The 17,633-nt window shown below is 64.2% G+C and carries 17 protein-coding genes; 10 read left to right on the top strand and 7 right to left on the bottom strand.

The window, feature by feature from the left end; genetic code table 11:
• The first annotated feature begins 12 nt into the window (after positions 1-12).
• Entirely contained in the window at positions 13-2,172 is a 2,160-nt protein-coding gene (locus tag HY30_RS05880) for a penicillin acylase family protein (RefSeq protein WP_241765660.1), read from the top strand.
• A gap of 19 nt (positions 2,173-2,191) precedes the next feature.
• Here the strand turns inward: HY30_RS05880 and HY30_RS19670 are convergent, their stop codons facing one another.
• Genes HY30_RS19670 through rpmH form a run of 5 tightly spaced genes read right to left on the bottom strand, consistent with a single transcriptional unit; the run spans position 2,192 to position 5,415 of the window.
• Positions 2,192-2,323, bottom strand: a complete 132-nt coding sequence (locus HY30_RS19670) for a DUF2256 domain-containing protein (protein ID WP_206741419.1) — start codon at positions 2,321-2,323, stop codon at positions 2,192-2,194.
• Positions 2,324-2,341: 18 nt separating this feature from the next.
• Positions 2,342-2,980 carry a ribosome biogenesis GTP-binding protein YihA/YsxC gene (gene yihA / locus HY30_RS05875; protein ID WP_034738107.1) on the bottom strand — a complete coding sequence of 213 codons (639 nt, stop codon included), beginning with the start codon at positions 2,978-2,980 and terminating at the stop codon, positions 2,342-2,344.
• 3 nt (positions 2,981-2,983) lie between these two features.
• Complete coding sequence (gene yidC / locus HY30_RS05870) at positions 2,984-4,813, bottom strand: membrane protein insertase YidC (RefSeq protein ID WP_034738105.1); 1,830 nt, start codon at positions 4,811-4,813, stop codon at positions 2,984-2,986.
• Between the two features lie 54 nt (positions 4,814-4,867).
• Positions 4,868-5,236, bottom strand: coding sequence for a ribonuclease P protein component (gene rnpA / locus HY30_RS05865; RefSeq protein ID WP_034738103.1), 369 nt, complete (start codon positions 5,234-5,236; stop codon positions 4,868-4,870).
• A 44-nt stretch (positions 5,237-5,280) separates the two neighbouring features.
• Positions 5,281-5,415 carry a 50S ribosomal protein L34 gene (rpmH, locus tag HY30_RS05860; RefSeq protein ID WP_034738102.1) on the bottom strand — a complete coding sequence of 45 codons (135 nt, stop codon included), beginning with the start codon at positions 5,413-5,415 and terminating at the stop codon, positions 5,281-5,283.
• Positions 5,416-5,630: 215 nt separating this feature from the next.
• Between rpmH and HY30_RS05855 the strand changes: the two genes are divergently transcribed.
• The 7 genes from HY30_RS05855 to HY30_RS05825 all read left to right on the top strand — a co-directional run bounded on the left by HY30_RS05855 (position 5,631) and on the right by HY30_RS05825 (position 12,491).
• On the top strand, positions 5,631-6,815 hold the full coding sequence (locus tag HY30_RS05855) for a serine hydrolase domain-containing protein (RefSeq protein WP_051614934.1): 1,185 nt from the start codon (positions 5,631-5,633) through the stop codon (positions 6,813-6,815).
• A gap of 109 nt (positions 6,816-6,924) precedes the next feature.
• Positions 6,925-7,725: a DUF547 domain-containing protein gene (locus tag HY30_RS05850; RefSeq protein ID WP_034738100.1), complete on the top strand. Its 801-nt coding sequence runs from the start codon at positions 6,925-6,927 to the stop codon at positions 7,723-7,725.
• Positions 7,712-8,461, top strand: a complete 750-nt coding sequence (locus tag HY30_RS05845; protein WP_034738098.1) for a TVP38/TMEM64 family protein — start codon at positions 7,712-7,714, stop codon at positions 8,459-8,461. Before HY30_RS05850 ends, HY30_RS05845 begins: the two co-directional genes overlap by 14 nt.
• Before the next feature lies 1 nt (position 8,462).
• Complete coding sequence (locus tag HY30_RS05840) at positions 8,463-9,908, top strand: dihydrolipoyl dehydrogenase family protein (protein ID WP_034738096.1); 1,446 nt, start codon at positions 8,463-8,465, stop codon at positions 9,906-9,908.
• A gap of 15 nt (positions 9,909-9,923) precedes the next feature.
• On the top strand, positions 9,924-11,354 hold the full coding sequence (locus HY30_RS05835; RefSeq protein WP_241765659.1) for a sensor histidine kinase: 1,431 nt from the start codon (positions 9,924-9,926) through the stop codon (positions 11,352-11,354).
• Positions 11,351-11,998, top strand: coding sequence for a pseudouridine synthase (locus HY30_RS05830; protein ID WP_034738094.1), 648 nt, complete (start codon positions 11,351-11,353; stop codon positions 11,996-11,998). Before HY30_RS05835 ends, HY30_RS05830 begins: the two co-directional genes overlap by 4 nt.
• Positions 11,999-12,062: 64 nt before the next feature.
• Positions 12,063-12,491, top strand: a complete 429-nt coding sequence (locus HY30_RS05825; protein WP_034738092.1) for a hypothetical protein — start codon at positions 12,063-12,065, stop codon at positions 12,489-12,491.
• Between the two features lie 7 nt (positions 12,492-12,498).
• Here the strand turns inward: HY30_RS05825 and HY30_RS05820 are convergent, their stop codons facing one another.
• Both HY30_RS05820 and hrpB read right to left on the bottom strand, forming a co-directional pair.
• Positions 12,499-12,948, bottom strand: a complete 450-nt coding sequence (locus HY30_RS05820; protein ID WP_034738090.1) for an OmpA family protein — start codon at positions 12,946-12,948, stop codon at positions 12,499-12,501.
• 51 nt (positions 12,949-12,999) lie between these two features.
• Positions 13,000-15,438, bottom strand: coding sequence for an ATP-dependent helicase HrpB (gene hrpB / locus HY30_RS05815; protein WP_034738087.1), 2,439 nt, complete (start codon positions 15,436-15,438; stop codon positions 13,000-13,002).
• Between the two features lie 153 nt (positions 15,439-15,591).
• Here hrpB and HY30_RS05810 point away from each other — a divergent pair, with 153 nt between their 5' ends.
• Entirely contained in the window at positions 15,592-16,905 is a 1,314-nt protein-coding gene (locus HY30_RS05810; RefSeq protein ID WP_034738086.1) for a dicarboxylate/amino acid:cation symporter, read from the top strand.
• Entirely contained in the window at positions 16,871-17,629 is a 759-nt protein-coding gene (locus HY30_RS19110; protein ID WP_081812083.1) for a phosphatase PAP2 family protein, read from the top strand. Before HY30_RS05810 ends, HY30_RS19110 begins: the two co-directional genes overlap by 35 nt.
• Positions 17,630-17,633: the final 4 nt, after the last annotated feature.

The following is a 17,633-nucleotide window of genomic DNA, read 5'->3' as shown; positions in this document are numbered from 1 at the left end:
GCGGGGAAATTCATGATGAAACGCATTCTGGCGGGCGTTGCCGCGCTCCTTGTTATCCTCCTCATCGGCGCAGGCATCTTCCTGTGGGATCCGCTGCCGGCCAACCCGCCCGCCGCCGAACTATCGGCTGCAGCGGCCGATTATGACGCCGAGGTGATCCGTGACGAATTCGGCGTGCCGCATGTCCATGGCGCCCGCGACGCGGATGCCGCCTTCGGCCTTGCCTATGCCCATGCCGAGGATGATTTCGAAACGATCCAGGAAACCGTTGCCGCCGGCCGCGGTGTGCTCGCCCATTATCGCGGCAAGGATGCCGCCCCGGTCGACTATCTCGTTGCCCTGCTCGGCGTCTGGGACACGGTCGCCCTACGCTACAAGGCCGACGTGCCGGACGACGTGAAAGCCATGGCCGAGGCCTATGCCGCCGGCCTCAATCTCTATGCCGCCGAAAACCCCAAGGCGACCTGGCGCGGCCTCGCTCCCTTCACCGCCGAGGATGTCGTCGCGGGCTTCATCTTCAAGACGCCCTTCTTCTACGGTCTCGACGAGACCTTCATGCACCTCCTCGGCAATGACTATACGCAGGCCATCGCGCTGGACCCCGCCGACGGTCGCAAGGCCTTCCTGCTTGGCCCGAAGACGATGGCCGAGCGCGGCTCCAACGGCATCGCCGTCTCCGGCCGCCGCGCAGGCGATGATGTCACCCGTCTCGTCATCAATTCCCACCAGCCGCTGACCGGCCCTGTCGCCTGGTATGAAGCGCAGCTCACGTCCGACGAGGGCCTCGACATTACCGGCGGCCTCTTCCCCGGCACGCCAGTCATCCTGCACGGCTTCACGCCCAATCTCGGCTGGGCCAATACGGTCAGCGCGCAGGACCTGGTCGACACCTATGTGCTCACCGTCAACCCGGACAATCCGCATCAGTACAAGCTTGATGGCGAATGGGTGGACTTTGCCGAAGCCACCGTGACGCTGCACGTCAAACTGCTCGGCCCCTTTGCCCTCAAGGTGAAGCGCCCGGTGAAACGCTCGGCGCAAGGCCCTGTCATCGAGGCCAGGCACGGCACCTATGCCGTGCGCTATGCCGGCATGGGCGAAATCCGCCAGCTCGAACAATATTACCGGCTCAACAAGGCCGGGGACATGGACGGCTTCCTGTCCGCCATGTCGCTCAATGCCCTGCCCAGCATCAATTACATCTATGCAGACAAGGACGCGAACGTTGCCTTCATCCACAATGGCCAATACCCCGCCCGCAATGATGCATGGGACTGGTCAGGCGACATGCCGGGCGACCGGTCGGACCTAATCTGGCAGGGCTACCGACCGTGGGACCAGGTGCCGAAACTGATCAATCCCGTCTCAGGCCTCGTCTACAACTCCAACAACACGCCCTATAGCGCCACCGATGGCCCGGATAATCTGAAGCCGGAGGACTTCCCCCAGTCCATGGGCCTGCAGACCAACCAGACCAATCGCTCGCTGCGCATGATGGAACTGACCGACGGCAAGACCCCGATCAACGAACCGGACCTTCTCGCCATCAAGTTCGACACGGTCTATTCGGCCCAATCGGAAGCGGCTGACCTGATCGCGAAAGTTGTCGCCATCGACTGGAGCCAGGAACCGGAAATGGAGGACGCCGCCAAGCGCCTCGCGGCTTGGGACATGAACATGAATGCCGACAGCCGCTATGCCGCCCTCGGCGGCCTCACCGTGCTGCGCGAGATTACCGCCAAGTACACGCACCAGCCCGCACCCAAGCCTGAGACCGCCTTCCGGGAAGCCGTCGAGTGGCTGATGGTCCACCATGGCCGCATCGACCCGGAATGGGGCGAAGTGAACCGGCTCGCGCATGGCGATGTCAGCCTGCCGATCAGCGGCGGCCCGGACACGCTGCGCGCCGTCTATCCCGATGCCATGCGCGATGACGGCACTTTGCACATGACCGCCGGTGACACATGGATCGCGCTCGTCGAATGGGACCGTCAGGGTCACCAGACCGCCCGCGTCATCAGCCCCTATGGCAGCGCCATCAAGGACACGTCATCCCCCCACTATGCCGACCAGGCACCCCTCTTCGCCGCCGAAGAATGGCGCAAGGCCCATCTCACGCACGAAGACGTCGTGGCCAACGCCACACGGACATACCATCCGGGGCGAGACTAGGCTGGAAAGCTCACATTCCTCAGGAACGGCTCCGGCGGCATTTGTCGGAACAGTATTTTACCTCTGACCAGCACCGCTCCCATTTCTTCCGCCAGGAGAAGGGACGGTTGCAAACCACGCAGGTTTTCTGGGGCAGGTCTTGCTTGCGCACGTGGATTGATCGCAAGCGCTAAAGCAGCGCGATCTCGGCGCGCAGTTCGGGAATACCCCAGCCCTTTTCGGACGAGGTCATCATCACGAACGGGTGGGCCGCGCCATGCTTCTTCAGCTTGGTCTCGATCTCCGTCACCAGTTTCTCGACTTCACCCTTGTTGAGCTTGTCCACCTTGGTCAGCAGGATCTGGTAGGTCACCGCTGACCCGTCCAGCATCGCCATGACCTCTTCATCCGTATCCATCAGGCCGCGGCGGGCATCGACCAGCAGGAAAACACGGCGCAGGGACGGACGCCCGCGCAGGTAGGACCGCGTCAGCTTCATCCAGGCCTCGGCCTGCGTGCGGCTGACCTTGGCATAGCCAAAGCCCGGAAGGTCAACCAGATAGAGCTGGTCTTCGCCGACGGTGAAATAGTTGAGTTCGCGCGTCCGGCCCGGCTCGGCCGAAGACCGCGCCAGCTTGTTACGCCCGGTCAGCGCATTGATGAGGCTCGACTTGCCGACATTGGAGCGGCCGGCAAAGCAAACTTCCGTGCGGTCGGCTGGCGGCAGGCCTTTCAGGTCGACCACGCCCATGACGAATTCGACAGGGCCGGCGAACAGGAGCCGCCCGGTTTCGATCTGGTCTTCACTCGGGACGGGGCGGGAATCCATGGTTCAGGCCGCCGGTTTCTTCTCGCGGCCCAGCCAGCGCGAAATGGTCTTGCCAAGCTCGGTATCGACCCCGTTGCGGCGCATGATGAAATACTGCTGCGCAAAGGACAGCGTATTGCTCCAGACCCAGTAGAGGACGAGGCCGGCGGCAAAGCTGCCGAACACGAACATGAAGACGATCGGCATGGCGCGGATCACCATTTTCTGCGTCGGGTCGGTTGGCGCCGGGTTCAGGCTCTGAAGGCTCGCCATCGTCGCGCCATAGAGCAGCGGCAGGATGCCGATTCCGATGATCATGCCGATTACCGGGATCGCCTTGATGTCGGATGCCGCCCAGGGCAGCAGGCCGAACAGGTTGCCGATGGCCGTAGGGTCAGGCGCCGAAAGGTCCTTCAGGAACAGGAAGGGCGTGTGGCGCATTTCCAGCGTCACATAGAGCGTCTTGTAGAGCGCGTAGAAGACCGGGATCGTGACAACGAGCGGGAGGCAGCCGCCGAGCGGGTTGGCGCCTTCCTGCTTGTAGAGCTTCATGATCTCCTGCTGCTTGCGCTGCGGGTCGGCCGCGAAGCGCTCATTGAGCTCCTTCATCGGCTCCTGCAGCTTCTTCATCTTGGCCATGGACTTGTAGCTCGTGTTGAAAAGCGGCACGAGCGGCAGCTTCACGAGCACCGTGAAGGCCAGGATCGCCCAGCCGAACGAGCCGAGCACGCCGGCCAGGTATTCCAGCACATAGAAGAAGGGCTTCGTCAGGAAGAAGGCCCAGCCCCAGTCGATGGCATCGACCATGCGCGGGATGCCTTCCTTGTTCTGATAGTCCTGCAATACCTGGAAGCGCTTGGCGCCGGCAAAGATGCGGTTCTGGACGGTCTGGCTCGCGCCCGGCGCCAGCGTGATCGCGTCGCTTTCGGTGCGCACTTCCAGCGGGCCGCCGGTCGCGATGGCCTTCTTGTTGACCGACGCGTCGAACTCACGGTCCTGCTGGGGCACCAGCGCGCCCATCCAGTATTTGTCGGTCAGGCCCCACCAGCCGCCCTCGCTGGACGGGAACGTGCCCTCGGCAGTCTCGCCGTCAATCTTCTTCAGTTCCAGCAGCGGCTTGTATTTCTTCATCCGCAGCTCGCCGTCGACAACGCCCATCAGGCCCTGGTGGGCAAGATTGCTGGCCGTGGCCGAGCCGGGGTCGGTGACTTCAAGGAAGTCCTTGTAGGCGCCGTGACGCTCGACCGAGCCAATGGCGCGCACAACGCGTTCGCTGCTGCCCGTATTGATCAGTGTGTCCTCGAAGGAGAACATATAGTCCTTGTCGACCGAGATCGTGCGGTCAATGGTCAGGCCGTCCGTTTCAAGCCGCAGCGTGATCGGTGTTGACGGGGTCAGCTCCCGCCCGCCAACCTGCACCCAGGGCGAATTGCGGCCGGCGACCAGCGCCTTGCCATCTGCCCAGTAATAGGTGGCGAAATAGCCGTACTCAGCCGATTCCGGCCGGAACAGGCGCACTTCCTGCGTCTTCTCGACCGTCAGGAAGTGTTTGCGCAGGCTGAGATCATCGATGCGCGAACCGGCAAGGCGGATCGAGCCGTCGACCGAATCGGCCTCGAACTTGACACGGCCGGGGCCGGAAATGGCTTCCTCGACCGTCTTGGTCGCCGCAATCGCCGGCACATTGCTGAGTTCACTGGCGCTCACTTCGGGCTGCTCTTCAGCCTTGATCGCGGCCTGCTGGGCCTCATAGCGCTTCTGGGCCGGCTCCATGAAGACCTTCTGGTACCCGAAAACGAAGGCGACCATCAGTGCCATCGCGATCAGGAAATTGCGCTGGTCTTGCTTTTCCATGGAATTTTGCCCCGGAGGTTTATGGGCGCCAACTCGCAAATCGAGGGGGCACGGTCAATCAGCGGCGAGGCTTATCAGCGCGCTTTCCATATCGTCAAGCAAACGCGTCCAGCCAATGTCAGCGGTCGCGTCCCGCGCAATGAAGACATAGTCGGTTCCGGGCTTGCCAAACCGGGGCAGCAGAAGCCGCGCGGCCTCCCGCAAACGGCGCTTGGCGCGGTTGCGGACAACCGAATTGCCGACCTTCTTGGTGGCGGTAAACCCTTCGCCGATATGAGTGCCGGGGGCCTCGCCGGTCCGCTGCCTCGCCTGTACGACAAGGGATTTGCGCCGTTCGGCCCGGCCACTGCGCACAAACAGGAATTGAGGCCGCTTCGCTAGGCGAACGACCTCAATCGAAATGTCTTGATTGTCCTGCGGCATGGGCAGCTCCCGGCCTTTCAGGCAGCGGGAAGGTCGTGTCTCGCCTAGGCGGACAGTTCCTTGCGGCCTTTTGCCCGACGGCGTGCCAGAACCTTGCGGCCATTCTTGGTGGCCATGCGAAGGCGGAAACCATGGGTACGCTTGCGGCGCAGGTTGCTCGGCTGGAATGTACGTTTCATGGGTCTGCTCTAAGGCTGATGTGTCTCGGAAAGAGGGGCCCATACAGGCCACAGGCGGGAAGGTCAAGGCAGGCGGGCAGTATCCGGGCCAGATTCTGCGCACCGGAGGCCCGCAACGGCCCATGACTGCCATGTCTTTGCACGGGACTCTTTACATGGCCAGCCGATCTGGCTCACACTCGCCACGGGCGGGCAGCTAGAATCAAGGGATATTCATGCGTTTCCTGCGCCCTGTCATCCTGTGCCTCGCCGCCGCCATTGCCGTGCCAGCCGCCCTGGCCCAGGCTATCGACTATGACCGTCTCGACCAGCGCCTGAAACGCCTCGCCGCCGACGAGGAGATCGTCGGTCTTTCGGTTGCCGTTATCGAGAATGGCGAAATCCGCTTCGCCAAGGGCTATGGCTTTACCGAGATCGGCGGCGCGCCTGTGACCGACACGACCGTGTTCCGCTGGGCCTCGCTCTCCAAGGGTGTTGCCGCCAGCGAAGTGGCGATCCTCGCGGAGCAGGCCAAGCTGAACCTCACCGACACGGTCTCGAAGTTCAAGACATCGCTGCGGCTGCCTGGCGGTGGCGAAACTCGGGCAACGCTTGAGGATGTACTTTCCCACCGGCTCGGCATTGTCTCCAATGCCTATGATACGACGCTGGAAGATGGCCGCGACCCCGTCGAAATCCGGGAAAGCCTGCGCGGCCTGAAGAATATCTGCGCCATCGGCGAATGCCACAGCTACCAGAATGTCGCCTTCGATACCGTGTCGGAAGTGATCGAGCAGGTCACCAAGTCTTCCTACGCCGATACGGTCGAGGCCTCGATCTTCCGGCCGCTCGGCATGGCAACGGCCAGCATTGGACGGGCCGGCCTGCAAGGCTCGGACTCCTGGGCCAGGCCTTATGTGAAACGGTCCAAGGAGGCTGGCCCACCGCGCGAGAAGATCGTGAATGACGATTATTACCGCGTGCCCGCCGCTGGCGGCGTGAATGGCTCGGTCCGCGACCTTGCGCTCTATGCGCGCGCGCAAATGGGCCTCGTGCCGGACGTGCTGAGCGACACGGCCCTCGCCATGCTGCAAACACCGCGCATCTATACGAGCCGCGAACAATCGGGCCTCACACGACGCTACAAGGGTCATATGAAGGATGCCCGCTATGCCCTTGGCTGGCGCGTCTATAAATATGGCGACACCGGCCACCGCGTCGTTGGCCATCGCGGCGCCGTTGAAGGCTACCGGTCTATGATCCTGTTCGATCCCGAGCGCGACACGGGCGTCGTGGCGCTCTGGAATTCCAGCTCGCGCAAGCCGGTCGGCATCGAGTTCGAGGTCATGGACATGGCCTATAACCTGCCGCCGCAGGACTGGATGGAGCTCGACAGCGAGTCGGCCGGGGGCAGCAAGTAGCGCTGTTGGCGATCACGCGGCTTTGATCGCGCGCCAATCAAGCGTTACGGGCATGTCATCCGGTGATAGGATATAGGTTCGGGCTTCCATCCCGAGGAACCGACGTCCCATGCAACCCGCCCGCGCCCTGCTTGCCGCCCTCCTGATTACGATGCCGCTTGCGCTGCCCGCAATGGCCAGGGAATCCGAGGCGGGGATTACGAGAGATACAGTGATGGCGAAGGCCCAGCACGCCCCATGGACAGCGCTCCTGTCGAAATATGTGCACACCTCGCCCGACGGCGTGAACCGGTTCGACTATGGCGCCCTGAAAGCCAGCGCGGCGGATCGCGCCGCACTGGATGCCTATATTGCCGGTTTCGAGACCATGGACCTGTCGGGCGACAACAAGGCCGCCTTTGCCGCCTGGGCCAATCTCTATAACGCCGTCACTGTGCGCTATATCGTCAGCAAGTATCCCGTCGGCTCGATCAAGGATGGCTACCTGTTCGGCGGTCCGTGGAAAAAGGTCAAAGTCATGGTCGGCGGTCGCGAGGTCTCGCTCGACGATATCGAGCACAAGATCCTGCGCCCGACCTTCCACGACCCGCGCGTGCATTACGCCATCAATTGCGCCGCCATCAGCTGCCCCAACCTGAGAGACAATGCCTGGGAACCAGCGACGCTCGACGGTGACCTCGACGCGGCCGCCCGCGCCTATGTCAACGATCCGCGCGGCGTGACCGTCACTGACGGAGGCCTCATCCTCTCGACGATCTATGACTGGTTCAAAGCCGATTTCGGCGATTCCCGACAGGGCGTCATCGACCATTTGCTCAAATATGCCGATAAAGGCCTCGCCCAGCAGATCAGCGCCAATCCGAAGATCCGCTCCTACACCTATGACTGGTCCCTCAATGACACAGAATGAGCCCCAAGCCGACAAGCCCACCCCGCTCGCCATCCGCCTCTGGCCGCTTTACGTCATCGCGGCAGGCATCATCGCGGCCTGGGTGTTTGGCCTGTTCGACTATCTCTCGCTCGACACGCTCCGCACACAACAGGATGCGCTGCGCAGCTTTGTGAGTGAGCATCTCTTCCTGGCAGTCGCTGCCTACATTCTCATCTATGCCGCCGCGACCCTGTTCATGCTGCCGGGGGCGCTCTGGATAACGATTGCGGGCGGTTTCCTGTTCGGCCTCTATGGCGGCACGCCGGTGACCGTTGTCGGGGCGACACTGGGCGCGAGCCTCCTGTTCTTCGCCGCGCGCACATCCGTCGGCGCTGCCCTGCGCGAGCGCGCCGGGCCCTTCGTCAAGAAGATGGAGCGCGGCTTCCAGGAAGATGCGCTCTCCTACATGTTCGCGCTGCGCTTCCTGCCGGTCGTCCCGTTCCCGGTGGCCAATATCGCCCCGGCCATTCTCGGCGCGAAATACCGCGACTATGCGATTACGACAGCGCTCGGCATCATTCCCGGCGTCATTGCCTATACGTGGATCGGCGCCGGGCTCAGCGCCACGTTTGCGGCAGGCGAAGACCCGAACTTTGCCAGTGTCGCCAAAAACCTCATACCGGCGGTTGTCGCGCTCGGCGTCGTGTCGCTGATCCCCGTCGCCTACAAGAAACTCTTCTCGAAAAAAGCCGCCAAGCTGGAAAGCGCCCTTTAAGATGCATGATACAAAACTTCAGGTGACGGATCACAAGGCCGATCTCGTCGTCATTGGCGCCGGTTCGGGCGGCCTCTCGGCTGCGGCCGGCGCGGCCATGTTCGGCCTCAAGGTCGTGCTATATGAAAAAGGCGAGATGGGCGGCGACTGCCTGAACTATGGCTGCGTCCCGTCCAAGGCCCTGATCAGCGTGGCCAAGGCGGCCCAGTCGGCCCGCGACGCCGGCAAGTATGGCGTGACGCTCGGTGCACCGGCGACTGATTGGGAAGCGGTCAAGGCCTATGTCTCCCAGGTCATTGAAACCATCGCACCGGTCGACAGCCAGGAACGGTTCGAAGGCCTCGGCGTCACCGTCATCCGTGAGGCCGCGCGCTTTGCCGATCCGGACACGATTGTTTCGGCGACCAGCCGCACCCGCGCCCGGCGCATTGTCATCGCGACCGGCTCAACCGCCTTCATCCCGCCCATCGAAGGTCTCGCCGCAACACCCTATCTGACCAACGAAACCATTTTCTCGATGCCGGACTTTCCGGAGCATCTTGTCATCCTCGGCGGCGGGCCGATCGGCATGGAACTGGCGCAGGCTTTCACCCGTCTGGGCGCGAAGACAACAATCATCGAAATGGGCCGGGCGCTCGGCAAGTCGGACCCTGACCATGCCGCCGTCGCCCTTGGCGCCCTGCGCGCAGAGGGCGTGACCGTGCTGGAAGGCCACAAGGCCGTGCGCGTGTCGGGCGAAGGCGGACGCATCAAGGTCCATGCCGAACATGAAGGCGCCGAAAAGCTGATCGAAGGCAGCCACCTCCTCGTCGCCGTCGGTCGTCGCACCATGCTCGACGGGCTGGATCTCGAAGCCGGCAAGGTCGATTTTGACCGCAAGGGCGTGGTTGTCGGTGACAATCTCCGCTCAGGCAGCAATTCGCGTGTCTGGGCGCTGGGCGACGCTGCCGGACGCGAGCAGTTCACCCATGTCGCGGGCTGGCATGCGTCAGTCTTCTCGCGCCGGGCCTTCTTCAAGCAGCGCACGAAGGCGGACAGCCTGCCCATCCCCGCCGTGACCTATACATCGCCCGAAGTCGCCCAGATCGGCCTGATGGAAGCCGAAGCGCGCGAGCAGCATGGCGACTCGATCGCGACTTCATCCTTCCCTTTCCACGACAATGATCGCGCCGTGGCCGAAGGCAAGACGCTCGGCGAAGCCAAGCTGGTCATCCGCAAGGGCAAACTGGTCGGCGCGTCGATTGTGGGCGAGGGGGCAGGGGATATTATCCAGATCCTCGCCGTCGCCATGTCGAACGGGTTGAAGGTGCAGGATCTAACCAATTTCATCTCGCCTTATCCGACGCGGTCGGAAATCGTGAAGCGGGCGGCCTCTGCCCACTTCACCGAGGCGCTGTTCGGCAAGACTGCCAAGCGTCTTGTCGGCTTGCTCCAGCGTATCCCGTGAGCTAGTTCACCTTGGGTGAGCGACGATAAACGGCCCGCCCTTGCACGCGATCTGCCCGCACCCGCGCTCTCGCGCTGGTTCGAAAGCCTGTCCTTTCGTCTGTTTGCCCTCACGCTGGGCTCCATCCTGCTCGTCGAGGCATTGATTTTCGTGCCGAGCGCCTCCGGCTTTCGCAATAGCTGGCTGAATGAACGCGTCCAGGCTGCCCGAACGGCGGCCCTCGCGCTTGATGCGTCGCCCTCGCGCAATGTGTCTGACGAACTGTCCGACCAGCTCCTGATGAGCGCCGAAGTCCTCGCCGTCACGGAAATCGAGGACGACATGCGCTTCCAGTTGCTGCCGGCGCAGCAGCCTATCGAAGGCGAAACCCACAATATCGACATGCGCGGCACCACCATGATGAGCCGGTCCTTCGCGGCCATGGGCGCCTTTTTTGCGCCCGATGATCGCATTCTCGTCATTCAGGCGGATGGATCGGCGCCCGGCCGTGTACTGGAGATCGTCGTGCCGCAGGCGCCGCTGAAGGCGGCAATCAGTGCCTATGCAAGACGCGTCGCCAGCCTGTCACTGCTGATCGCACTCGTGGCGGCCGGCATCATCTATGTCATGCTCCACCTTTTTGTGGTGCGCCCGATGCGACGCGTGACGCTCAGCGCCGAGCAATTCCGGGACGATCCGGGTGCCTGGTCGCGGCGCCTGCCGCCCACGAGCCGGCGCGACGAGATTGGCCGGGCACAAAACGCCCTCGCCGACATGGAAGAAACCGTCGCCACCAGTTTCCGCAACAAGACCCACCTCGCCGAACTCGGCACGGCGGTCGCCAAGATCAATCACGACCTGCGCAATTCCCTCGCTTCGGCGCAGCTCGTCTCGGATGTGCTGGCCAGCTCCGAAGACCCGCGTGTGCAGAAAGCTGCGCCGCGCCTTGAACGCGCCCTTGAGCGCGCCATCACATTGGCCACCGAGACGCTCGACTATGGCAAGGCGACACCGACACCGCCGCGCATGGAACCGGTCATGCTGCGCGCCGTGCTGGACGAGGCGGCGGCGGAAGCGCTCGGCGCACATCCGGAAGTCGTCTGGGAAAACAATGTGCCCGCTGGGCTGCAGATACAGGCTGACGCCGACCATATGCACCGTATCGCGAGCAATCTCGTGCGCAATGCAGCCGAGGCCATGGCGCCGCGCGCAGACAGCCCGGCGCGTATTGTCGCCTCGCTGGGCCCGGACGGACTCGCATTCACCGACAACGGCCCCGGCATACCGGAATCAGCACGCGACAACCTGTTCCGGCCCTTCGCCGGCAGCGCGCGGCGCGGCGGCACAGGCCTCGGCCTCGTCATCGCGCGGGAGCTGGCGCAAGGAATGGGCGGCAGTCTTGTCCTGGCCGATACGGGCCCGGACGGCACGGTCTTCCGTCTCAGCCTGCCGGGCCTCGGCGCGTGAGCCTCTACGCCCCGCCGCAAGGCAAGGTCTGCTATCTCCACACGGACCCGGACCTGATCGTCATCGACAAGCCGGCCGAGCTCTTGTCAGTGCCCGGTAGAGGGCCCGAGAAAGCCGATTGCGCCATCGCCCGCGTACAGGTCGACTATCCGGATGCGCTCACGGTCCACCGGCTGGACATGTCGACCAGCGGCCTGCTCGTCTTTGCGCGGTCAAAAGCCGCCCAGCGCCATCTCGCCATCCAGTTCGAGAAGGGCGGGGTGGAAAAGATCTATATTGCAGATGTTTGGGGAATGCCCGAACAGGCTGCCGGTCTCATCGACCTGCCGCTCGGCCAGGACTGGCCGAACCGCCCGCGCCAGAAAGTCGACCATGACAATGGCAAGCCAAGCCAGACGCGCTACGAGGCGATTGCCAGCCATGCCCATGGCGCCCGCCTCAGCCTCACCCCGCTGACCGGCCGTACACACCAGCTGCGCCTGCACCTTGCCGCCATCGGCCATCCGATCCTCGGTGACGATATCTACGCCCACCCCGAGGCCCTTGCCGCGAGCGGGAGGCTGCACTTGCACGCAAGGTCCATGCGGTTTCGCCATCCTGCGAGCCAGGACTGGCTGGCATTTGAGGCGGCGTGCCCTTTCTGACGAACGGTCCGTTGACTCCTTCCTCACCGGGTATTATCGTTTTGCGATAAGAAGGGATTCTGCCATGCACGCCGAGATCGTCCGCCTCTCGCTTCACCATGTTGATATCAAGATCATCAGTGGCGAGCGCATGCATGTCCTGCAATGGCGCCGCAACCTTCTCTGGGATGAAGTCCTGCTTGACGGAAAGCGCCAGGCCGCAAGCCGTGGCCTCTGGGGCCGCGAGAATGTCTACGGGCTGGTTTTCGGCCGTGATCTCGACGGTTCGGGCGGAGAGCAGGTCATGTTCCTGATCGATCCCGGTCTAAGCTCGTCCAACTGGTCGTCGGGCGAACAGCGCGTAAAGGGCGTTCGTCTCGAAGGTCGCGACGGACCGCTCGTATCCTACGGCACACTCGACCCGAAATCGCTCGAAAAGCCCGCCACCTTCTCCGACTGGATGAAGAAGTCGATGGGCATGAACTGGGGCACGGACATTTCCCGCCCCCACTAGCCAATTATCAGCTTCCGGGGATCAGGCGCACTTCGGTCTTGCGGTTCAGCGGGGCTTCGACGCCGCCGGTCTTGATCGCGCCCTGTTCGCCATAGGCCACGAGGTGCACGCGCTCTGCATCGATACCGCGTGTCTCGAGCGCCGCCAGCACGGCATCGGCCCGCTTGGCTGAAATCAGTTCATTGGTTGCCGCATCGCCACTCGCATCGGCATGGCCCTCGATCTCCATCTTGTAGAGATCGCAGCGCGCGTAGGACGCTGCAACGGCGTCCATCACGGCATCGGATTCTTCAGAAAGGTCGGTCGCGCCTTCCTCGAAATAGATGGAGAAGGATTCAGCGCTGCAATCAGGTGCGGGCGCGTCAATCTCGGCGGTCACGGGCTCAGCCGGCGGAACCGGACGTGACACACAGGCCGTCAGCAAAAGCGGCGCGAACAAATAGACAGAAATTTTCATCAGACTCTCCAGCAGCGCCAATCAATCCCTTATGCATGGATTGGTTCCCGCTCACAGCCTTTTCTTGGTCCGCCCCTCATGCGCCCGCGCATTGGCCGGATCGTCGGGCCAGTCATGCTTGGGATAGCGCCCGCGCATGTCCTTCGCCATGTCGCGATAGCCATTGGCCCAGAAGCGCGGCAGGTCCTGCGTGGTTGCCGCAGGCTTCATGCCCGGCGACAGGAGTTCCACCGTCACCGGCACGCGGCCGGACGCAATCGCCGGATGCGTCGCCAGCCCGTAAAAGGCCTGCGCCCGCGCCGACACCAGCGGGGCCCGAGGGTCCACATAATCCACCGAAGCCGTCTGGCCCGACGGCAGGGTCAGCGACAGCGGCGCGTGCAGCCGCAGCGCCTCCTGCACCTGCCAGTCGAATGAGCCCACCAGCGCCTCACGCACTTTTCCAGCCGCCGGCACCTGCGCGCCCTGCCGCTTCAAGAGCGGCATCAGCCAGTCGCCCGCGCTCCGCAGAAGACTCTCAATCGACCCGTCTGCGTCCTCGATCAGCCCGGCCTGCGCCAGCACGCGCAAACGCCCCAGCGTCTCCTCGACCACATCTTCCGCGCCAATCGCCGCAAAGCCCTCTGCCATGACGGCGTCCATCATGGCCCGCGCGGCGACGGCGGGCGCAGGCTTCGGCAGCGGCGTTTCGGAAAGAACGATGGCGCCCAGCGCGCGCACGCGCCTCGCGGCAAACTTGCCCGTCTTCGGATCAAAGTCCGCCCGTTCCTCGGTCGCGACGCCTGTGGCCAGCGCATCGGCCTCGCTGATCGGCGCGGCCAGCGTGATCCGCGCCTGCCCGCTCGCGCCGCCAAGATCCGCAATCACCAGCCAGTCGGACTTCGCCAGCGCGTCCGTCACGGGCAGCATGGCCGCGCGGCCCGAGGCCATCAGGTAAACGCCCTCACTGCCGGGCCGGGCCCGCGCAATCTGGTCCGGCCACGCCCTGGCGAGCAGGGTCGCAACATCGCCCGAAGGCGCCGCACCCTTGCCCCATGTCTTCGCCTGCTGTTGCACCGTCCGTGCGCGCGGCGACCGCTCCGCCCGAAACCGGGAGAGGCGTTCGCGAATGTCCGCCGCATTGCCGCCCATCCCGCGTTCCCCCGCCAGCGCCGCAATCTCTGCCGCCAGCGCCCTCTCGCCGGGCGATCCGGCCCCGGCCACAAGTGCAGCGAGGCGCGGCGCCAGCGGCAAGCGGGCCATCTCCGCGCCAAGCGGCGTCAGGCTCCCTGCATCATCCAGCGCGCCGAGCCGCGTCAGCATGTCGGTCGCGGCCTTCAGTTTGCCCGCCGGGGGCGCGTCCATCCATGTCAAATTTCCCGCATCGCGCTCGCCCCATTCAGCGAGGGCCAGCACGAGGCCCGACAGATCGCTGCCAAGAATTTCCGGCTGCGGCGCGGCGACAAGGCCGCGTGTCGCCGCTTCGTCCCAGAGCCGGTAGCAGACGCCGGGCGCGGTACGGCCCGCCCGGCCCCGGCGCTGATCGACTGATGCGCGCGACGCCTTCACCGTTGTCAGGCGCTGACCGAGGCCGCCTGCATCGTCCTCCGCGACGCGCGCGAGACCGCTGTCGATCACCACGGTCACGCCTTCAATCGTCAGCGCGCTCTCCGCAATATCGGTCGCCAGCACAATCTTGCGGATACCGGGCGGGGCAGGGGAAACCGCCGCGTCCTGTTCAGCCGGTGACAGCGCGCCAAAGAGGGGAGCAACACGGCAGCCGTCCGGCAGGTCCTCCAGCCGCTCGGCCACACGCGATATCTCCCGCGCGCCCGGCAGGAAGGCAAGGATGGAGCCTTCCTCCTCCCGCAATGCGCGGCGAACCGCCGCCGCCATCCGGTCCTCGATCCGGTCGGTCGAGCGACCGAGATAGCGCGTCTCCACCTCGAACTGGCGCCCGGCACTCTCGATCACGGGCGCATCAATCGTGGTGGCGACGCGGCCTGTATCCAGCGTGGCTGACATGACGAGGATGCGCAGATCCTCGGCCAGAACGCCCTGCGCCTCAAGCGCGAGCGCAAGACCAAGATCGGCATTGAGGCGCCGCTCGTGGAATTCGTCGAAGATGACCGCGCCGACGCCCTTCATTTCAGGGTCCGACAGGATGCGCCGCGTGAAGAGGCCGTCGGTGATCACTTCGATACGCGTTGCGGCCGAGACTTTCCGGTCGACCCGCGTGGTCAGTCCGACCGTCTGTCCCAGCGGCTCGCCAAGGCTCTGCGCCATCCGCACCGCCGCCATGCGCGCGGCCACACGGCGCGGTTCCAGGAGCAGGATGCGCCCAGCAATCACGACAGGTCCGCCCGTCAGTCCGGCCAGTGCCAGCGGCACACGCGTCGTCTTGCCGGCGCCCGGCGGCGCAGCGAGCACGAGGCGATGGCCGTCCCGCAGCGCCGCGCAGACCTCATCCAGCACATCATCAATTGGCAGGGGAGACATCTCGGCGCTCATGCGGCGCAGACATAGGGCCGGGGGCCATCAAAGGGCAATGGGCATTACGCGGGCAGTCTGCACCACAGCTGGCAAAATCGCGATCTCGGCATTTGCCTTCCCTGCAAAGCCCCCCTACCGTCCCGGCTTCGAATGACACATGGGAGTGGCGTAATGGGCTGGTGGTTCAAGATAGATTTGTGGAAGCGGGTGATGGTCGGCCTGGCGCTGGGCGCGATCACCGGCCTCATCCTGCGACAGGTCATGGGGGCAGAGGCCGCTGGCGCCAATGTCACCGCATGGGCCAAGCCCATTGGCGATGCCTTCATCAATCTGATCAAGATGCTGGTCGTCCCGCTCATCTTCACCACGCTTGTTTCGGGCGTGCTGGCCATGGGCGACCCCAAGAAGCTCGGCAGTCTCGGTGGCCGCGCGCTTGCCATGTACATGTGTACGACGCTGATCGCGGTCTCCTTCGGCCTGCTGATGGGCTCGATCATCCAGCCCGGCGCCGGGTTCGATACGACCACCGTTAATCCGGCTGACCTGGAAAACACGCGCGCCCAGCTGGCTGCCAACCCGCAGCCCGGCAGTGTCGCCGAGCAGCTGATGAACACGATCCTGTCGATTATCCCGACCAACCCGGTGGCCGCCATGGCCAATGGCGACGTCCTGCCGATCATCTTCTTCGCCATCATGTTCGGCATCGGCATTCTCGTCTCGGGCGATGCCGGCAAACCGCTGGCCAATGTGATGAACAGCGCCGCCGAAGCGATGATGAAACTGACACTGATCGTCATGGAAACGGCGCCTATCGGCGTCTTCGCGCTGATGGCCTGGGTCATGGGCGACCGGGGCCTCACCATTCTCGCCGTGCTCGGCAAGATGACGGCGGCACTCTATATCGCCTGCGCCCTGCACATGCTTTTCACCTTCGGCATCATCGTGAAGGTCATTCTGCGCCTGCCGCTGTTCGACTTCTTCAGGGGCGCCGTCGATGCGCAGGCCGTGGCCTTCTCGACCTCGTCGTCCAACGCCACCCTGCCAATGACCATGTCCTGCGCCACGCAGAACCTCGGCATCAGCAAATCGATTGCCTCCTCGGTCCTGCCGCTCGGCGCGACCATCAACATGGACGGGACGGCGCTCTATCAGGGCCTGATCGCCCTCTTCGCTGCCCAGGCGCTCGGCCTGCCGATGACGTTCAGCATGTATTTTACCATCGCCCTGATGGCGACGCTCGTGTCGATCGGCACGGCAGGCATTCCTTCGGTCAGCCTGTTCCTTGCCGCCACCACGCTCAGCGTTGTTGGCGTGTCAGCGGACCAGACCGTGCTCATCATCGCCCTCCTCTTCCCCTTCGACCGCATCCTCGACATGGCGCGCACGGTGACCAACATCACCGGCGACCTCGCGGTTGCAACGGCGGTTGCCAAGTGGGAAGGAGAGTTCGATGAAGAGGTCTTCCGAGCCCGAGACGCCGTCTAGGCACAGATTGCGGCGCACCGCCCTTGCGGTGCCCGCAGCGCTCTGCGCGCTTGTCCTGGCGCTACTCGTATCGGGCATCGCGGGCCTCTGGGATATCGACGCCTTCGACCGTACCCTCACCGACCAGGTGCCTGGCTGGCGCACGCCGGCACTGACCAATGTCATGCTCTTCGTCTCCGCTTTCGGCGACGCAAAGTATCTCTGGTTCATGGGGCCTTTGATCCTCGTCGCCCTCGGCGTCTATCGCAACTGGCGCGCCTTGGCGGCCTATTCGGCGGCCTTCGTGCTGACGCCCATCATTGTCCGCCTGATCAAGGCCTGGGTCGCGCGGCCCCGGCCTACGGTGGATCTCTATGGCGGCGTCGAAGCCTTCAGCTTCCCAAGCGGGCACGCCACCAATTCCACCCTGATCTATGGCGGGCTGGCCCTCCTTGCCTTCATGACGTTCAAGGGCGCTCCGCGCTTGTGGGCGGTTAGCTGTCTCACGCTGCTCATCCTGCTCATCGGGGCGTCGCGCATATATGTCGGCGCCCACTGGCCGAGCGACACGCTGGCCGGCCTTGCACTCGGCGGTTTGATGCTGAGCGGACTCGGAACGGTCACGGAATACCCCGCGAAGAACCGCTCAACACTCTTCGCTGTCACCGCACTGGCCCTGACGGGGCCCCTCTATGCCCTGCTGACGCTCCCGGCAGCGCGCGTGCTCTACCACGCCCTCGGTTAGGCTG

This window comes from Hyphomonas chukchiensis, from assembly GCF_000682695.1.
Lineage (GTDB): Bacteria > Pseudomonadota > Alphaproteobacteria > Caulobacterales > Hyphomonadaceae > Hyphomonas > Hyphomonas chukchiensis.
The sequence above is the reverse complement of the archived record's forward strand: the minus strand, read 5'-3'. Positions and strand labels throughout refer to the sequence as shown.